The sequence below is a fragment of the Pseudonocardia sp. ICBG1034 genome, from assembly GCF_020131375.1.
Classification (GTDB): Bacteria; Actinomycetota; Actinomycetes; order Mycobacteriales; family Pseudonocardiaceae; genus Pseudonocardia; species Pseudonocardia alni.
In genome coordinates this window covers 127,540-145,431 of the sequence record NZ_JAHLEK010000015.1, presented here as the reverse complement: position 1 = coordinate 145,431, position 17,892 = coordinate 127,540, and the positions used below count along the sequence as shown (strand labels likewise).

At 75.4% G+C, this 17,892-nt stretch carries 17 protein-coding genes; 10 read left to right on the top strand and 7 right to left on the bottom strand.

Annotation, left to right across the window (positions count from 1 at the left end; genetic code table 11):
* Positions 1-90: 90 nt before the first annotated feature.
* Positions 91-1,710 (bottom strand): MFS transporter, encoded by a 1,620-nt coding sequence (locus tag KPF22_RS02240; RefSeq protein ID WP_224401064.1) that lies wholly within the window; start codon positions 1,708-1,710, stop codon positions 91-93.
* Positions 1,711-1,858: 148 nt separating this feature from the next.
* On the opposite strand from KPF22_RS02240, the gene KPF22_RS02235 reads away from it, so the two are divergent.
* Together KPF22_RS02235 and KPF22_RS02230 are read left to right on the top strand one after the other, a co-directional pair.
* Complete coding sequence (locus KPF22_RS02235) at positions 1,859-2,443, top strand: TetR/AcrR family transcriptional regulator (protein ID WP_073576103.1); 585 nt, start codon at positions 1,859-1,861, stop codon at positions 2,441-2,443.
* An 88-nt stretch (positions 2,444-2,531) separates the two neighbouring features.
* Positions 2,532-2,984: a hypothetical protein gene (locus KPF22_RS02230; protein ID WP_208822747.1), complete on the top strand. Its 453-nt coding sequence runs from the start codon at positions 2,532-2,534 to the stop codon at positions 2,982-2,984.
* 8 nt (positions 2,985-2,992) lie between these two features.
* On the opposite strand, the gene KPF22_RS02225 is transcribed toward KPF22_RS02230, so the two are convergent.
* Positions 2,993-3,271, bottom strand: a complete 279-nt coding sequence (locus KPF22_RS02225) for a DUF6802 family protein (protein ID WP_208822745.1) — start codon at positions 3,269-3,271, stop codon at positions 2,993-2,995.
* Entirely contained in the window at positions 3,261-3,923 is a 663-nt protein-coding gene (locus KPF22_RS02220) for a hypothetical protein (protein WP_208822743.1), read from the bottom strand. Before KPF22_RS02220 ends, KPF22_RS02225 begins: the two co-directional genes overlap by 11 nt.
* Before the next feature lie 477 nt (positions 3,924-4,400).
* On the opposite strand from KPF22_RS02220, the gene KPF22_RS02215 reads away from it, so the two are divergent.
* The 4 genes from KPF22_RS02215 (at position 4,401) to KPF22_RS02200 (ending at position 8,907) form a co-directional block, all read left to right on the top strand.
* Positions 4,401-5,141, top strand: coding sequence for a glycosyltransferase family 2 protein (locus KPF22_RS02215; RefSeq protein ID WP_062403950.1), 741 nt, complete (start codon positions 4,401-4,403; stop codon positions 5,139-5,141).
* 65 nt (positions 5,142-5,206) lie between these two features.
* Positions 5,207-6,205 carry a glycosyltransferase family 2 protein gene (locus KPF22_RS02210; protein WP_202417942.1) on the top strand — a complete coding sequence of 333 codons (999 nt, stop codon included), beginning with the start codon at positions 5,207-5,209 and terminating at the stop codon, positions 6,203-6,205.
* Positions 6,198-7,010, top strand: coding sequence for a tRNA (guanosine(46)-N7)-methyltransferase TrmB (trmB, locus tag KPF22_RS02205; RefSeq protein ID WP_208822741.1), 813 nt, complete (start codon positions 6,198-6,200; stop codon positions 7,008-7,010). The genes KPF22_RS02210 and trmB overlap by 8 nt, the downstream gene beginning before the upstream one ends.
* Positions 7,011-7,815: 805 nt before the next feature.
* Positions 7,816-8,907, top strand: a complete 1,092-nt coding sequence (locus KPF22_RS02200) for a nitric oxide synthase oxygenase (protein ID WP_307799468.1) — start codon at positions 7,816-7,818, stop codon at positions 8,905-8,907.
* A 7-nt stretch (positions 8,908-8,914) separates the two neighbouring features.
* Here KPF22_RS02200 and paaI read toward each other — a convergent pair whose 3' ends face one another.
* On the bottom strand, positions 8,915-9,364 hold the full coding sequence (gene paaI, locus KPF22_RS02195) for a hydroxyphenylacetyl-CoA thioesterase PaaI (protein WP_179761504.1): 450 nt from the start codon (positions 9,362-9,364) through the stop codon (positions 8,915-8,917).
* 67 nt (positions 9,365-9,431) lie between these two features.
* Here paaI and KPF22_RS02190 point away from each other — a divergent pair, with 67 nt between their 5' ends.
* Positions 9,432-10,076 carry an NYN domain-containing protein gene (locus KPF22_RS02190; RefSeq protein ID WP_208822739.1) on the top strand — a complete coding sequence of 215 codons (645 nt, stop codon included), beginning with the start codon at positions 9,432-9,434 and terminating at the stop codon, positions 10,074-10,076.
* A 1-nt stretch (position 10,077) separates the two neighbouring features.
* Entirely contained in the window at positions 10,078-11,403 is a 1,326-nt protein-coding gene (locus KPF22_RS02185) for an amidohydrolase family protein (protein ID WP_224400916.1), read from the top strand.
* 15 nt (positions 11,404-11,418) lie between these two features.
* Here the strand turns inward: KPF22_RS02185 and KPF22_RS02180 are convergent, their stop codons facing one another.
* Complete coding sequence (locus KPF22_RS02180) at positions 11,419-12,654, bottom strand: D-arabinono-1,4-lactone oxidase (protein WP_224400917.1); 1,236 nt, start codon at positions 12,652-12,654, stop codon at positions 11,419-11,421.
* Between the two features lie 670 nt (positions 12,655-13,324).
* Positions 13,325-13,801, bottom strand: a complete 477-nt coding sequence (locus KPF22_RS02175) for a hypothetical protein (protein ID WP_224401063.1) — start codon at positions 13,799-13,801, stop codon at positions 13,325-13,327.
* Positions 13,802-14,341: 540 nt separating this feature from the next.
* On the opposite strand from KPF22_RS02175, the gene KPF22_RS02170 reads away from it, so the two are divergent.
* Together KPF22_RS02170 and KPF22_RS02165 are read left to right on the top strand one after the other, a co-directional pair.
* A complete protein-coding gene (locus KPF22_RS02170) occupies positions 14,342-15,793 on the top strand; it encodes an AI-2E family transporter (RefSeq protein WP_224401062.1) in 1,452 nt (483 codons plus the stop codon).
* Between the two features lie 44 nt (positions 15,794-15,837).
* Positions 15,838-17,457 (top strand): SDR family oxidoreductase, encoded by a 1,620-nt coding sequence (locus KPF22_RS02165; protein ID WP_208822731.1) that lies wholly within the window; start codon positions 15,838-15,840, stop codon positions 17,455-17,457.
* Between the two features lie 48 nt (positions 17,458-17,505).
* Here the strand turns inward: KPF22_RS02165 and KPF22_RS02160 are convergent, their stop codons facing one another.
* Positions 17,506-17,868: a BlaI/MecI/CopY family transcriptional regulator gene (locus KPF22_RS02160; RefSeq protein WP_062398947.1), complete on the bottom strand. Its 363-nt coding sequence runs from the start codon at positions 17,866-17,868 to the stop codon at positions 17,506-17,508.
* Positions 17,869-17,892 lie beyond the last annotated feature (24 nt).

Sequence of the window (17,892 nt, the reverse complement as noted above, 5' to 3'; positions counted from 1 at the left end):
GCGTCGCCGGAACCACCCGTCCGGGCGGCCGGACGGTCACCCGTGACCGTCACGGGTGGTCACTCGGTGCTCACACCCCGCGACGAGCGGTCAGCGGCGGGCGACCGCGTGTCCGGCGTCGGCGTCCACTGCGGAGGCGCCGGCCGCCAGGACGTCCCGGTGCGCGCGGCGCAGGCCGAGCCCGGCGGCCACCAGCACCATCGCGACGGCGACCGCCGCCACCCCGGACGCGACGTCCACCCCGTGCACGAACGCGGCCCGCGCGGAGGCCAGCAGGGCCGCCGCGGTGTCGGCGGGCATCGTCGTCGCGACGTCCGCCGCCCCGCCGAGGGTCTCCCCGGCCGAGGACGGCGTCCCGTCGGGGAGCACGACACCCGCCCGGTACACCGCGGACAGCACCCCGCCGACCAGCGCGGTGCCGAGCACCGCACCGACCTCGTAGGCGGTCTCGGAGACCGCGGCCGCGGCGCCGGCCTTCTCCGGCGGGGCGGCGGCGAGGATCGCGTCGTTGGTGACGGTCTCGGACAGCCCGATACCCGCGCCGATCAGCACCGCGGCCGTCATCAGCAGCACGACGGCCGAGTCCACCTGCAGGAACAGGCAGACCACGTAGCCGGTCAGGACGAGCGCGAGCCCGGTCGCGACGAGCTGGTGCAGCGCGAACCGGCGGGCCAGCCGCGCGGCGGCGAGACCGGCCACGACCGTCACGACGAAGCCCGGCAGCAGGAGCAGGCCCGCCTGCAGCGGCGAGTACCCGACGACCAGCTGGAGGTACTGCGCGGAGAAGAACAGCAGCCCGGTGAGCCCGAACATGGTGGTGGCGTTGGCCAGCGCGCTGTGCCGGAGCACGGGGCGGGCGAACAGCTCCAGGTCGATCAGCGGGTCCAGGCCGCGCCGCACGCGTCGCCGGTAGTGGGCGACGAACGCGGCCCCGGAGCCGACACCCACCAGCACCGACGCGACGACGGCGGGGGTCACCCCGCCCGCGGACCCGGCCAGCTTGAGGGCCAGGACCAGCGGTCCCATCGTCAGCAGCGACAGCACCACGCCGACCAGGTCGAGCCGGCCCGGCTCGGTCTCCCGCGACTCGGGCACCACCAGCGGCGCGACGACGAGCAGCAGCGCCATCGGCGGCACGCTCATCACGAAGATCGAGCCCCACCAGAAGTGCTCGAGCAGCAGCCCGCCGACGATCGGGCCGAGCGCCGCGCCCGCGGCGAACCCGGTCGCCCAGATCGCCAGCGCGAGCCGGCGGTGGGTCCGGTCGAGGAACACCGATCGCAGCAGGGCCAGCGTGGAGGGCATCAGCATCGCGCCGAACACGCCGAGCAGGGCGCGCGCCGCGACGAGCTGGGCGGCCGAGGTGGCGAACGCGGCGAGCAGCGAGACCGCACCGAAGCCGGCGACACCGATCATCAGCAGTCTGCGGCGGCCGATCCGGTCGCCGAGGGTGCCCATGGTGACCAGCAGCCCGGCGAGCACCAGCGGGTAGATGTCGACGACCCACAGCAACGTCGCCGCGTCCGGGCGGAGCGCGGCCGAGAGCTCCGGCAGCGCCACGCCGAGCACCGTGTTGTCGATCGACACCAGCAGCGTGGGGATGGCGAGCACCGCGAGCGCGAGCCAGGCGCGCGGCCCGGGCCGCGGCGCCACGTCCGGCCCGCCCCTGTCCATCGCCGCGCCCCCTGCGCCGACCTCCGGCCGTGACATCGCCGTTCTCCCTCGTGCTCGTCGTCCCGTGGTGCCCGTATCCGGACGCAGCTTTACCGTCCGGACGGTACATCTTTATACCGTCCAGACGGTACAGTCCATTCCCGGCCGGGACTGTGAGGCGGGGCACGGGCACTAGGCTTCGCCCATGGCGTCCCACTCCGAACGACGGAACGCGGGGACACGGGGACCGGGCTCGGCCCGCGACCGGGTCCTCGACGCGTACGAGACGCTGCTGATCGAGCAGGGGCCCGGTGGCGCCACCCTCGACGCGGTGGCGGCGGCCGCCGAGGTGTCCAAGGGCGGGCTGCTCTACCACTTCAACTCCAAGGAGTCGCTGGTCGGCGGCCTGCTGGAGCGGCTGCGCGAACGCAGCGCCCGGGACGCCGAGCTGATGCGCTCGGACACGGCGGGCACCGTGGCCTACTACCTGCGCACCTCGATGCCGGGCAACACCTCGCCGGTCGGGCTGACCCGCACCTACCTCGCCACCCTGCGCATCGCCGACGGCACCACCTCCGGGGAGGCCGCCCGGAGCGCGCTGGCCGACGTCGACGCCGACGGGCTCGCCGCACTCGGCGAGGAGATCCACGACCCGGTCGTGGCCTGGCTGGTGCAGCTCGTCGGGGACGGCCTCTACCTGCGCACCCTGACCGGCGCGCCGCTCACCGGCGGGGTGTCGACCGACGAGCTGCTCGACACACTGCGGGAGCTGCTCGCCGCCCGTTCCTGAAACGGATGAACACCTTGCGCGCAGAGCGCGTCGAACCGGTCGCGCGGGGTAGTCTCCAACCCTGCACACGCACGGGGAGGGGCCCACTGTGGAGGGAACCGGCGGCTATCTCGCACTGGTCGTGGTCGGAGTGGCGATCACGGTCGTCGTGGGCCAGATCCTGCTGCGCACCGGACAGCCGTTCCTGGAGGACGTCTTCCAGAACAAGGAGACGTCGCACTCCATCAACCGGCTACTGGTGGTGCTGTTCCACCTGCTGACCCTCGGCGTCCTCGGCATGATCTCGGTGATCGACATCGACAGCATCACCGGCGTGCAGCAGATCGTGTTCAAGATCGGCGCCGTGCTGCTGATCGTCGGGATCGCCTACGGCGTCTCGATGCTCGTGCTGCTGCGCATCCGCGAGCGGCGCCGCCAGCAGAAGGTGTCCGCGGACATCGACCGCTCCATCGCCGAGCAGCGCCGCGGCGTCGGCCGGTTCCGGCGCGGAGCGAACACCGACAGCGAGGGCCGCACCCCCGCCGACCAGCCGGAGGACTGACCCCGGGCTCAGCCGGGGTCTCCGGGCAGGCCGGTCACCGCGTCGGCGAGACCGTCGCCGTCGAGGTCGGTCCAGAACTCCGGACCCCGTCCCGTGTCGACGACGAGCGTCTCCGCGACGCCGTCGCCGTCGGCGTCGCGGGCGGCGGGCCCGGACACCGGGACCGATCCAGCGACGCCGGACCGGGCCCGCGGCACCCGCACCCACCAGGGGACGGGCAGCGCCGCCGCGACCACCGCGCCCGCCAGGACCGTGCTCCCGGCCGGCACCGGCGGCTCAGCACGCACGGGACGGCTCCGGCAGCCCACGGTCGGCGACGGAGATCCGGCGCAGCAACTCGTGGTCCGCGGCGAGCAGCACCGCGTCGCGCACCCGCCGGGCCAGCGCACGGTCCCGGGCGGAGCGGACCGCCCGCACCCGGGCCGCGACGAGCGCACCCACCAGCAGGACGAGCCCGGCGAGGGCGGGCAGCACCCCGGGCCCCCCGGCCGGGAGCACCCGCGCGCCGGCCGCGAGGACCGACGCCACCCACACCACCGATCCGGACAGGACCGCCCCGGACCACGCCCCGCGTTCCCGGCCCGGTGCGACGGCGAGCGCCCGGCCCGCCGCGGCGACGAGAGCCCCGCCACACGATGGTGACGGAACGTGAGTGACATGCGTCACGTGGGCGCCCTGATGTCGCAGTGCGACTGCGGCCGCACGGCGGCGCAGGACCGGTCCGCTGCGGCGCGCCCAGGCGTCGTCGAGGGTGCGGGCGGGACCGTCGAGCGCGGCCGTCCACCACCGGACGTCGCCGGCCCGCCCCGGGCGCCGGGCCGCGTCCGCCGCCAGGCCGTCGACCTGCACCGACAACGTCGCGAGAAGATCGGCGCGGGCCTGGTCGAGCGCGGTGCGCAGCGGCGGTCCGATGCTGCCCGACAGCGGTTCCCGGTCCATGCCGGACAGTGTCGGGGGGACCGTTCCCGGGTGGATCCGTAGGACTGCGCAGCAGACCCGGGTGATCCTCGTCCCCTCTCATGGGCAAGGCTGAACCGCAGCGTGGACACGGACGAATCAGCCGACCGGGGCAACCCCACGGGCTCCAGGGACGTCCACTGATCGGGCAATACCGAAGACGCCCGACACCAGAACCGCAACCGGACCGTGATCGCGTCGTTGGACGAGTAAGCGGACCTGTATGGAGGAAGTGTGAGCGCCGTTACGCCCGCCCGCCCGACCGTCACGCCCGATGCGAGCGCCCCCGCGCGTCCCGGGCGTCAGAACGGTGCCGGTGCCGGACAGTCGCCGTTCCCGGCGAGCCCTGCCCGACCCGGCGGGCGCGCTCCGCTGGCGCCGCAGCCGGAGGGACCCGAGGGCTTCCGTCGCCCGCGGCCCCGCCCGGCTCCGCGCCGCAGCGCGAACCCGGCGGTGTCGGTGATCGTGCCGACCCGCAACGAGGCCCGGAACCTGGAGATCGTGCTGCCGGCCATCGCCGCGGTGCGGCCGGCCGTGCACGAGGTCATCGTCGTCGACGGCAACTCGACCGACAACACGGTCGCCGTCGCGCGGCGCACGCTGCCCTGGGCGCGCGTCATCACCCAGACCCGCAAGGGCAAGGGCAACGCGATGGCCTGCGGCTTCACCGCCGCGACCGGCGACGTCATCGTCATGTTCGACGCCGACGGCTCGGCCGACCCGAACGAGATCCCGGCCTTCGTGAACGCGCTGGTCAAGGGCGCCGACTTCGCCAAGGGCAGCCGGTTCTGCAAGGGCGGCGGCTCGGACGACATCACGCTGCTGCGCAAGTCCGGCAACGCCGGCCTGAACACCGTCGCGAACCGGCTGTTCGGCACGCGGTACTCCGACCTCTGCTACGGCTACAACGCCTTCTGGGCCGACCTGCTCCCGCAGCTCGAGCTCCCGGACCCGGCCGCGCCGCAGCCCGAGGACGGCTCGATGCTCTGGGGCGACGGTTTCGAGATCGAGACCGTGCTCAACTGCCGCGTCGCGGCCGCCGACCTGACGATCACCGAGGTGCCGTCGGTCGAGCGCGAGCGCATGTTCGGCGAGACCAACCTGCGGACCTTCGCCGACGGCACGCGCGTGCTGCGTACCCTGATGGCCGAGCACCGTCGCATGGAGCAGCGTCGCAAGGCCTCGGGATACGCCCGCTAGGCCCCACGGCGCCGCCCGCTCCGGCCGCCCCCGCCGGATCCCGCAGCATGAGGAGCCCGAACGCCGTGAGCGCCCTGCCGACCGCCACCGTGGTCGTCTGCGTCTACACCGAGAAGCGCTGGTTCGACATCAAGGCCGCCGTCGACTCGGTCCTCGACCAGGACGTGACCCCGCTGGAGACGATCGTCGTCGTCGACCACAACGAGCGCCTGCGCGAGCGGGCCGAACGCGAGTTCGGGCCGCTCGGGGTGGTCGTCGTCGCGAACGACAAGAAGCAGGGCCTGTCGGGCGCCCGCAACACCGCGGTCGAGCTGGCCTCCGGTGAGGTCGTCGTCTTCCTCGACGACGACGCCGCGGCCCGCCCCGGCTGGCTGCACGCACTCCTCGCCCCGTACGAGGACCCGGACGTCATCGGCGTCGGCGGGGTCGCGCACCCGAAGTGGCCCGACGGGCGTCCGCGGACGCTGCCCGGTGCCGCCCCCGGGGACCCGAACGCCACCGGTGAGCTCGACTGGGTCGTCGGCTGCACCTACACCGGCCAGCCCACCGAGCGCGCCGAGATGCGCAACCTCATGGGCTGCAACATGTCCCTGCGCGCCGAGGTGTTCACCCGCGTCGGCGGGTTCGCCGAGGACATGGGCCGGATCGGCAAGAACCCGCTGGGCTGCGAGGAGACCGAGCTCTGCATCCGGGCCCGGCAGGCCTACGTCGCCGACGGCCGGAACCCGCGCATCCTGTTCGAGCCGCGCGCCGCCGTCGACCACCGGGTGTCCGACGACCGCGTCTCCTGGCGCTACCTGCTGCGCCGCGGCTGGGCCGAGGGCATCTCCAAGGCCGCCGTGTCCAAGGTCGTCGGGACCGGGGACTCGCTGTCCACCGAGAGCAGCTACACGATGAAGGTGCTGCCCGCGGGCGTGATCCGCGAGGCGAAGGAGCGCAACGCCGCCTCCGCCGCCGCGATCGTCGCCTGCTTCGGCGTCACCGCTGCCGGCTACGTCCGCGGCCGGCTGCCCGGCGCGACCGCCCACGTGCGGCTGCCCGCGGGCCGGAACACCGGTGCCTGACCGGGCCACCGCCCCGGAGGCCCCGCACCCGCACGACACCCGGATCCGCTCCTACGTCCACCAGCGCGTCCGGCTCTCCGAGGGCCAGCAGTCCGCCTGGGACCGGCTGTGGTCGACGTGGGGTTCCGAGGTCGACGACGTCGTGGCGTCCGGGGTGTGGGACCCGGCGGCGACGTTCGGCCGGACCGCGCCGCTCGTGCTGGAGATCGGCTCCGGCATGGGCGAGACGACGGCGGCGCTCGCGACGGCCGAGCCGGGGATCGACCACGTGGCCGTGGAGGTCTTCGAGCCCGGACTGGCCCAGCTGCTCATGCGGATCGAGCAGGGCGGCCTGACCAACCAGCGGCTGCTGCGCGGCGACGCCGTGGAGCTCCTGACCCGGGTCGTCCCGCCGGCGTCGCTGGACGGGCTGCGGATCTTCTTCCCCGACCCGTGGCCCAAGCGGCGCCACCACAAGCGCCGGTTGATCCAGCCGGAGTTCGCCGCGCTGGCGGCGTCACGGCTGCGTCCGGGCGGGCTGCTGCACCTGGCCACCGACTGGCCGCACTACGCCGAGCAGATGCGCCGGGTGGTCTCCGCGGAGCCGTCGCTGCGCCCGGACGACCGCTTCCCGCTCCGTCCGGACGGCTGGCAGGACCGTCCGTCGTGGCGTCCGGTCACCAAGTTCGAGGACCGGGCCCGGCTCGAGGGACGACCGGTTCGTGACCTGCTGTACGTCGCCGACCACGCACCCGGCACCGGTGACACACGGAGAGTGACCGACTACGGTCGGGAGCACCCCCGACCCGGATCCCCACCCGAGTGACCCCCGAAGGACGCCCGTGACGACGGTGGAGCACGGCAAGAACTCGCACCCCGCTCCCGCGGCACCGAAGCGGACGGTCGACCGACCGCCCGGCTTCCGGCCGAGCCCGACGCCCCGCCCGATGACGGGCCCGCCGCCGGGCGCCCCGCCGGGTCCGGGTCAGGGGCCCGGCCCGGTGTCCGGGGAGTCCGGCGCGGAGCGGTCCGGCCGGTCGGTGTCGATGGTCCCGCTGGTCGGTCCGGTCGAGGGCCCCGTGCAGGCCACCACCGCCGTGGCGCGGCCCGGGGTGGAGACGACGACCGTCGTCGACCGGTCGCGGGTGCGGCAGGCTCCGCCACGGGAGCAGGGACCGGGCGGGTCCGGGCCGCTGCGGGACCAGCAGGCCCCGGCCGAGCGGGCCACGGTCGCGACGCCGCTGCCGGAGCGCGCGACCGTCGCGACCCCGGTCCCGGGAACGGCCCAGGCCCCCGGGAGCACCCCCGGCTCCGGCACCACCCCGGCCCCGGGATCGCAGCGCCCGGCTGCGGGCAGCCGCGAGCACGTCCTCAACCGGGTCGACGGCCCGGGCGCCGCGACCGCGGTCGTCCGCGTCGCACCCCCGGCGGAGAACCGCACCGCACCACCGGTGGAGAACCGCACCGCACCGCCGGTGGAGGGCCGTGGCGCGCCGTCGGTCGGGAGCCGTGTCGCGCCCCCGACCCAGGCCACCGGTGGCTGCCCGGTCACCGGGCACGGACGCTCCGGCGGACACCCGCCGCCGCCCGGCGTCGCCGACGAGCGGGACCCCGCCCCGGTCGACCCGGCCGTGGCCGAGGAGTTCCTGCGCCAGGTGTACGCCGAGACCGAGCCGGGCGTCCCGCTGCCGGAGCGGCTGCGCCAGGTCCGCGCCGAGATCGACCGGGTCGGCACCTACACCCACACCACGCACGAGCTGGTCTTCGGCACCCGGGTGGCCTGGCGGAACTCCGCGCGCTGCATCGGGCGCCTGTACTGGCAGTCGCTGCAGGTCCGCGACCTGCGCCACCTGCACGACCCGGCCGACGTCGCGCAGGAGAGCGTCGGGCACCTGCGCGCCGCCACCCGCGGCGGGAAGATCCGTTCGACGATGACGGTGTTCGCGCCGGACGCCCCGGGGCGGCCCGGTCCGCGGATCCGCAACGACCAGCTCGTCCGCTACGCCGGGCACCGCAACCCCGACGGCACCGTCACCGGGGACCCGGGTCAGGCCGACTTCACCGACCACGTCGTCGGGATGGGGTGGCCGCGACCGCAGCCGGCGGGCCGGTTCGACGTGCTGCCGCTGCTGATCACCGGCCCGGACGGGCGGTCCCGGCTGTTCGACGTCCCGCCGGACGCCGTGCACGAGGTCCCGCTGCGCCACCCCGAGCACCCCTGGTTCGCCCGGCTCGGGCTGCGCTGGCACTCGGTGCCCGCCATCAGCAACATGCCGCTGGAGATCGGCGGGGTCGTGTACCCGGCCGCCCCGTTCAACGGCTGGTACCTCGACACCGAGGTCGGCGCCCGCAACCTCGCCGACACCGACCGCTACGACCTGCTGCCGGAGATCGCGAAGCGGCTCGGGCTCGACACCCGGTCGGTGCGCACGATGTGGCGGGACCGGGCGATGGTCGAGCTGGTCCGCGCGGTCACCTACTCCTTCGACGCCGACGGCGTCACCATGGCCGACCACCACAGCGAGGCCGAGCGGTTCATGACCTTCCTGGCGAAGGAGGAGGCCGCGGGACGGCGCTGCCCGGCCGACTGGAGCTGGATCGTGCCCCCGATGTCGGGCTCGCAGACCCCGGTCTTCCACCGCTACTACGACGAGCCCGACCCTGGTCTGCGGCCGGCGTTCCTGGAGCCGCACGGGCTGCGGCCCCGCGACGACCAGGGCTGAGGGCCGGTCAGGGCCGGGCGGTGACCGGGCTCAGGCCCGGCACCTGCCGGGTACGGCCCCGGAACTCGGCGACGACCGTCCCGTCGGCGGCGCGGACGGTCACGTCGTAGAGCCCGGACCGGCCGCTCGCGGCCCGTTCGACCGCCTCGGCGGTGAGGACGTCGCCCTCGCGGGCCGGGCGCAGGAACGCGATGTCCGCGCCGCTGGCCAGGGCGGAGACGCCGTGGGAGTTGCTGGCGTAGGCCATTGCGGTGTCGGCGAACAGGAACAGGTAGCCGCCGTGGCAGACCCCGTGCCCGTTGACCTGGTCGGGACGGACGGTCATGGTCGCCGTCGCCCGTCCGGGGGTGACCGCGACGACGTCGACGCCGGCTGCACGGCTCGCCCGGTCGCCGTCGCGCATGATCGCGGCGGTCCGGGTGGCGAGCTGCTCCGGCCCGGTCGGTGGGTTCTCCATGGGGACAGTCTCACCCGCGTGGGCGCCGGGCCGGGCGGGCGGGGCGACGGCGGCTAGGCTCCCCGGCATGAGCAGCGGGACGGGGCAACACGGACGCGGCGTTCCGACGGGCCCGCAGGAGCGCGTGCTGCTGGTGTGGGACGCGCCCAACATGGACATGAGCCTCGGTTCGCTGCTCGGCGCCCGCCCCACCTCGGCCTACCGTCCGCGGTTCGACGCCGTCGGCCGCTGGCTGCTCGACCTCGCCGGCCCCGAGGCCGAGGCCGAGGCGTGCGTGTTCACCAACGTCGCCCCGGGCAGCATCGACATCGTCCGGCCCTGGGTCGAGGCCCTGCGCAACGTGGGTTTCGCCGTCTTCGCCAAGCCGAAGACCAGCGACGACTCCGACGTCGACGACGACATGCTCGCCCACATCGGCATGCGCTCGGCCGAGGGCAGGCTGCGCCACGTCGTCGTCGCCTCGGGGGACGGGCGGGCGTTCCGGGAGCCGCTGGAGAAGCTCATCGAGGTCGGCACCGACGTCACGGTGATCGGCTTCCGCGAGTACGCCGGGTTCGCGCTGGCCTCGGAGACGCTGTCGTTCCTCGACCTCGAGGACATCGACGGGGTGTTCCGCGAGCCGCTGCCGCGCGTCTCGCTGGAGACCCTGCCCGACGAGGGCGCCTGGCTGCCGCCGTTCCGGTCGCTGCGCTCGCTGCTCGACCGCCGCTGACATGGCGGTCCTCCAGCGGCTCACCGCCCCGGTCGCACTGCCCTGCACGCCCGGCTTCCCGGTCGTGCGCGACGCGGTCCTCGACGTCGACGACACCGGCCGGATCGCGTTCTTCGGCACTGCCTCCGACGCGCCGGCGACCGACGCCGTGGTGCGACCGCTGCCCGGGCTGCTCATGCCCGGCATGGTCAACACGCACTGCCACACCCCCATGTCGCTGCTGCGCGGGATGGGCGGCGACCTGCCGCTGATGCCGTGGCTGACCGAGGTCATGTGGCCCGCGGAGGGCCTGCTGACCGAACAGGACGTGCACGCCGGGATGATCGCCGGCTGCCTGGACCTGCTGCGGACCGGCTGCACCACCAGCGTCGAGATGTACTTCTTCACCGACGCCCTGACCGACGCCGTCCGCACCGCGGGCTCGCGGGCCGTGCTCACCCCGGGGATCATCGCCGCGCCCGGCTGGGACCGGCTCGGGACCTGGGAGCAGATGCGCGACGACGTCTCCGCCCGGATCGACGCCCGCGGCGTGATCCCCGACGACGACGGCCGGATCGAGCTCGGCTACGGCCCGCACTCGGCCTACACGCTGCCGCCCGGCGCCCTGGAGTCGGTCGCCGCGGCCGCCCGCGAGCGCGGCGCGCTGGTGCACACCCACGTCGCGGAGTCCCGCGGCGAGGACGCCCACGTGCGCGAGGCCCACGGCTCGGTCCCGGCGATGCTCGACGCCGGCGGCGCGCTCGGCGGGCGGGTGCTGGCCGCGCACTCGGTGCACCTGTCCGACGACGACATCGCCGTCTACGCCCGGCACGGCGTCGCCGTCGCGCACTGTCCCGGCTCGAACGCGAAGCTCGCGGCGGGCACCGCCCGGCTGCTGGATCTGCGCCGGGCCGGGGTCCGGGTGGGGCTGGGCACCGACGGTCCCGCCTCCTGCGACGACCTGGACCTCTGGCACCAGGCGCGGCTCGCCGGGCTGATGGCGCGGGTCGGGGCCGACGACGCCGCCGCCCTCACCGCCGCCGACGTGCTGCTCATGGGCACCGCGGACGCCGCGCACGCGATCGGCCGCGACGACCTCGGCGCGCTGGAGGCCGGGCGGCGGGCGGACGTGGTGCACGTCGACACCGACGACTCCGCGTTCGTCGCACCGTCGGACGACGCGCAGCTCGTGTCGAACCTGGTGTGGGCGGGCGGCTCCCGCCTGGTCCACGACGTGTGGGTGGGCGGCGAGCAGGTCATCGACGCCGGTGAGCCGACCCGGGCCGACCGCCGGGCGTCGCTCGCCGCGGTGCGGTCGATCTCGGCGCGGCTGCGCGGGCAGGTCTGAGCGGTCCCGCGCCCGTCAGCGGCCGAGTACGGCCGCGAGGTGCGGGTCGGTGAAGCGGCGGTCGGGGTCGAACCGGTCGCGGACGGCGCGGAACGCCTCCCACCCCGGGTAGGCGACGGCGAGCTCGTCCGGCCCCCAGGCGTGCCGGGTGGTCCAGCAGGGCCGCCCGTCGGCGTCCTCGCAGACCGCGCCCGCGAGCCGGCGGACCGGCTCCTCCGCCGGTCCGCGGGTCCGCAGCCGCAGGTAGGCGGTGTCGCGGCCGGACGCCGGGTGCAGCAGACCGGTCTCGGCCCGTCCGGTGCGCACCCGCACGGGACGCAGCTCCCGCCCCCGCGCGGCGACGGCGGCCCCCAGCTCGCGCAGGACCGTCCCGAGCGCGGCACGCGGCACGGCCCACTCGGACAGGTCCGGGTCCCACGGCTGCGGGTCCGGCAGGACCTCGTGCGGCGGCCCGGCCGTGCCGGGCGCCCAGCGCTGTGGCGGCGGCCAGCCGGACCGCAGTCCCACCCCGGAGGACCACCACGACGACGCCAGCCGCGACACCGCCTGCCCCCAGCCGGCGCGCTCGACCGGACCGGTCGCCTCGGGCTCCGGCTCGGCCCAGCGCAGCACCGCGGACCCGGCGTGCACCGACGGGCTGATCGCGACGTCGCACTCGGTCCAGGCGTGCTCGCCGAGCAGGTCCTCGCCGAGCACCTCGTCGATGCCGACGGCGCGCTCGTGCACCCGTAGCCGCGTGAGCGGGACGGTGCGGAGCTCCAGCGCGGTCGCGATGCCCAGTGCGCCGAGCCCGCAGCGCGCGGCGTCGAGGTCGGGTCCGGTGACGTCGCGGACGGTGCCGCGACCGTCGACCAGCCGGACGGCACGGACCTGGTCGGACAGCGAGCCCTCCGCGGGGGCGCCGCCGTACATGCCCAGCCCGGTGGCGCCGCCGATGGTGGCGCGGGGCGCGTCGGGCACGGTGGCCAGCGCCCGGCCGGCGGCGGCGAGGGCGACGCAGAGGTCGGCGACCGTCTCTCCGGCCCGCACCCGCACGGTGTCCTCGCCGATCTCGACGACGCCGGTCAGCGCGGACACGTCGAGCAGCACGTCCTCGGTCCGGGCGAGGGGTCCCGGGGCGCGGCCACCGGCGCCGGTGGGGCGGACGGTGGCGCCCCGTTCCGCGGCCCGTCGCACGGCCGTCACGACGCCGGCCTCGTCGAGCGGGCGGTCGGTGCGCCGGGGGCCGGTCGCGGCGGGATCGGTGCTCATCCCTCGCAGGGTAGAACGCCGGGGGTCACCGTGCGGAACGATTCGAGCACGCGTCGCGGCGCGTCGTACGGCCGTCCGGTGGGACGGCGGTGAACGTGGTGACGGGTGTGCCGGACGGGACGGCAGAAGCTGCGGCGAATGCCCTCTTGTGACCCGGACGGCCGCCCGATACGGTCACACTCCGTGGCGATCATGTCGCCACGCGAGTCCGGGACGAGGGTGTCCCGTACTCGGCCCCGTCGTACTGCCCGGAACCGCGCTCCCCACGGCTCCGGTCGGCTCCGACGACGTCACCGGCGTCGCGCGCGCCACGCCGGTGGCCTCCGCACGCGCGAGGGCCGGGTGCGGTGGTCGGCTCCCTCCGACCATCGCCCCGGCCCTCGCCTTGCGTGCTGACGACCCAGCTCCCCAGCCGGTCGTCACCTCATCCCGCGGTCCCAAGGTGTGTCCGCGGGATGTCCTGGTGCGTCCTCGGCGCTCCCGGTCCCCACCGGTCCTGCCGTGCGGCCGAACGCCCGTGGCGTGCGGCTACTCCCCGGGACGCTCCGGGGGTGTCGTGGTTGCCTCGCGTACCGATCCGGTCCCGAAAGGGTGCCGAACGGCCGTACCGGCGCTGCCCGTGCCGGCGGAATGACCGGGCCGGATGCCCGTCCGATCGCCCGGACGCCGATCAGGCCGTGCGGGTCAGCCGGTGCCGCCCGGCACCGCCCAGCAGGTGGGCGATCGCGGCCCGGTCCGCGGCGCGCTCGGCGTCGCGACGGCGGCGCAGCATCACCATGGCGGCGTCGCCCGGTGCGTTCCAGGCGCCGTCGTCCTGCTCCTGCGGCGTGTGGCCGAGCGGCTGCGCCGGGACCGGCGCGGCCTCGGCGTGGAACGCGGCGACCGTGTCCCCGGTCGGCCGAACCCCGCCACCACGGCGGGTCGTGCGGACGGTGCCGCGGTGGACGCGGCGCACGGCGTTGCCGGCGCTCCCGCTCCGCCGGCCGTCCCGCCAGCCCCCGACGGTGAGGGCGTGGAAGATCGGGGTCTCCTCCTGGATCTCGTCGTGCGACTCGTGCCGGCCGGGGAACGGCCAGCTCTCCTGCGCGGCGCGTCGCGCCCGGATCGACGACTCGAGGCCACCCGCAGCGCTGTCGAACTCGTACACCCGCCGTACCTCCTGCTCGCCTGACATGTGGGGACCCACGGCCTGGTCCGTATCGCGTACATCTCGTACCGCCGTTCGGCCCACTCACCCGGTCAACGGGTGACACCCGAGAGGGGAAACGGGGGTGACAGTTCTGGTTCCGAGGTCCCCTCGTACGAGTGGCGTGACCGGTCCGGGACTCTCCGTGTTGTCTACGGAGAGTCGTCATCCGGACTCCTCCTGGAGCAGTCGGTGACGTCGGTCCGGAGTCCGACCCCTCGGGGACCCTCGGTGTCAGGCCCTCGCATCGGCTCCGGCGATCACGATCCGGCACGTCGCGGCCATCATGCGGCGGTGCGTGATCGCATCGCCACCCCTTCGTGCCGGTCCGGCCCGCGGGGTGTCCACTACACGGGTGTAGTTCGACGGAGCGTCACGAACACCCGTCGGGACTGCTCCGTCCGTTCCGGCGCTGGGCCGTCCGGGGTGCAGTGCTCGGGGCCGGGCCGTCACCGTCGCGTGCACCGCGCCACCCCGACCGATCCGCCGTACCGTCGTCTCATGACGGAGCGGACCGGGCGGCCCGCCGCTCCTGCCGGGAGCGGCATCCCGCGCCCACGGCACGACGACGACCCTGCTCCTCGCGGGCGCGCACCCGCGGACGGACACCGGGCCGGACCGGCGCACGCCGCGGACGAGGACGACGGCGCCGGGCACGCAGGTGTGGTCGCGCCACGGCACGCCGATCCCGCGGCCGGCGCCCACCGGGCCGTTCCCGCCCCGCACGACGACGCCACGGCCCTCGACGACACCGCCGACCCCCACCACCGCGCCGCCACCTCCGGCGGGCGGACCGGGCCGCACGTCGCGGACCCCGTGGCGCGGGCCGCCGGGGCGCGTCCCCGTCCGTCGCCGCGGGCGGAGATCCCGCGCCCGCTGCGGATCGCCTCCGAGGCCTGCGCCCGGATGCTCGTCCTCGCCGCCGGGTTCGCGCTGCTCGTCTTCCTCGTGATCGAGCTGCGGGTCGTGGTCGTTCCGGTGGCGATCGCGGTGCTGCTGTCCGCGCTGCTCGCCCCGCTGGTCCGGTGGCTGCACGAGCGGCGGGTGCCCCGCGGCATCGCGACGGCGCTGGTGATGGTCGGCGGTCTGGCCGCGCTCGGGGGGCTGCTGACCGCCGTCGTCGGCACCCTGGTCGACGGCACGTCCCAGGTGGTCGCGGAGGTCACCGACAACGTCGGCTCGCTGCAGGGGCTCGCCGACGCGACGCCGTTCCGGATCGACGTCGGCGTGCTCGGCGACCAGGTGCTGCAGGCGGTGCGCGACAACCAGCAGACGCTGACCTCCGGCGCGGTGACGACCGCCGCGACCGTCGGGGAGATCCTCGCCGGGTTCGCGCTCTGCCTGTTCGCGTTGATCTTCATGCTCCACGACGGCCGCCGCATCTGGGGGTTCGTCCGGCTGCTCGCCCCGCGGGCCCGGCGCTCGCGGGTCGACGTCGCCGCCCGCCGGGCGTTCGCCTCGCTCGTCGGCTACGTACGGGCGACGGTGCTGGTCGCGATCGTCGACGCCCTCGGGATCGGCCTGGGCCTGTGGGCGACAGGGGTGCCGTTCGTGCTGCCGCTGGCCGCGCTGGTGTTCCTCGGTGCGTTCGTGCCGATCATCGGGGCGGTGCTGACCGGCGCCGTCGCGGTGCTGGTCGCGCTGGCCACCGAGGGACCGGTGACCGCGCTGATCGTGCTCGGGGTCGTCCTGGCGGTGCAGCAGCTGGAGAGCCACGTGCTCCAGCCGGTGCTGATGGGCCGGGCCGTCCGGCTGCACCCGCTGGCGGTCGCGCTCGGCGTCGCGGTCGGGGTGGTCCTCGCCGGGATCGCCGGCGCGCTGCTCGCCGTCCCGCTGCTGGCCGTACTGACCGCCGCGGTGCGGTCCCTGGTCGCGTCGCGCGAGGTCGCGCCGCGGGCGGTGGACCCGCTGCGCCCGCGCGAGGCGAACCCGCCGCCCGCCCTGCCGGGCTGAGCGCACGCCCTGCCGCGCGGTGCCTGCGGTGGGACGATCGCGCCGTGCGTTATCTCGTGACGGGTGCGACCGGCTACATCGGTGGGCGGCTCGCGCCCCGGCTGCTGGGCCACGGTCCCGAGCCCGACCTCGTCCCGGACCCGTCCACGGGCCCGGTCCACGTGCGCTGCCTGGTCCGCAACCCGGACAAGCTCGCCGACGTGCCGTGGGCCGCCGACGCCGAGATCGTGCAGGGCGACCTGCTGGACCCGGACAGCGTCCGCGCGGCCTGCGAGGACGTCGACGTCGTCTACTTCCTCGTGCACTCGCTGTCGGACTCCGACTTCGCCGCCACCGACCGGCGGGCCGCGCTGATCCTCGGGGAGGCGGCGCGCGCGGCCGGGGTGAAGCGGATCGTCTACCTGGGTGGTCTGCACCCGGACACCGGAGCGGGGAAGCTCTCGGCCCACCTGGCGTCGCGGGTGGAGGTGGGGGAGACCCTGCTGCGCTCCGGGGTGCCGACGGTCGTGCTGCAGGCCGCGGTGATCCTCGGCTCCGGCTCGGCCAGCTTCGAGATGCTGCGCTACCTGACCCAGCGGCTCCCGCTGATGGTCACCCCGCGCTGGGTGCACAACCGGATCCAGCCGATCGCGGTGCGCGACGTGCTGCGCTACCTGATCCGGGTCGCGGAGATCGACGCGCCGGCCGCCGAGCTGAACCGGACCTTCGACATCGGCGGCCCCGAGGTCCTCACCTACTACGAGATGATGCAGCGCTACGCCCGCGTCGCCGGCCTGTCCCGGCGCCGGGTGCTGCCGGTGCCGGTGCTGTCGCCGTCGCTGTCCGCGCACTGGATCAATGTCGTCACGCCCGTCCCGAAGTCGATCGCGAAGCCGCTGATCGAGTCCCTGGTGCACGAGGTCGTCTGCTCCGAGGACGACATCAAGGACCGCATCCCCGACCCGCCGGGCGGGCTGATCGGCTACGACCGCGCCGTCGAGCTGGCCCTGTCCCGCATCACCGACGGCGAGGTCGAGACCCGCTGGTCGGGCGCGACCGTGGCGAACGTGCCGTCCGACCCGCTGCCCAGCGATCCGGAGTGGGCCGGCGGCGACGTCTACCTCGACGAGCGCGAGCAGGCCTGCGCCGCCACCCCCGAACGGCTGTGGACGGTCGTCGAGGGCATCGGCGGGGAGCGTGGCTGGTACTCGTTCCCGCTGGCCTGGTCGGTGCGCGGCTGGATGGACCGCGCGGTCGGCGGCGTCGGGCTGTCCCGCGGCCGTCGCGACCCGCACGACCTGCGCACCGGCGACGCGCTGGACTGGTGGCGGGTGGAGCGGATGGTCGAGCCCGGCGGGGCCCGCCCGGCCGGCAGCGACCGCGACCCCGAGGAGGGGCTGCTGCGGCTGCGCGCGGAGATGAAGGTGCCCGGCCGGGCCTGGCTGGAGATGTCGGTGCGCCCGCGTCCGGGCGGGTCGACCTACCACCAGCGGGCGGTGTTCATCCCGCACGGCCTCCCCGGCTACCTGTACTGGTGGTCGGTCGCGCCGTTCCACGGGATCGTCTTCGGCGGGATGGTCCGCAACATCACCCGCACCGCCGAGCGCGACGGCGACGTCCCCGCCCCGGCGAGCCGGCGTCCGGCATGGCTGCGGTCCCGGTCGCACCGCGACCGGGCGGCCTGACCGCCTCCGGGTCGGCGCTCCCCGACCACGGTGGCCCGGGCGGCGGCGTCAGCCGCGGTCGGGGCCCGAGAGGGCGGCGAGCAGCACGGCGGACTCGCGCTCGGACACCGAGCGCGCGAAGTGCAGGAGCACGGCCTCGGTGTCGCCGGGGCCGTCGAGCAGGTCGCGCAGGGCGCGCGCGGTCTCCTCCTCGCGGCTCGCGGCCGGCGTGTAGAGGTAGGCGCGACCGTCCAGCTCGCGCTGCACCCAGCCCTTGCGGTGCAGGTTGTCGAGCACCGTCATGACGGTCGTGTACGCCAGCGGACGGGCCGGGGCCAGGCGGGCGCGGACGTCACGCACCCGGCACGGACCCGCGTCGCCCCACAGCACGTCCATCACGGCGGCCTCGAGCTCGCCGAGTCGACCACGCATGTTGCCTCCCGGACCCGAGGGTAA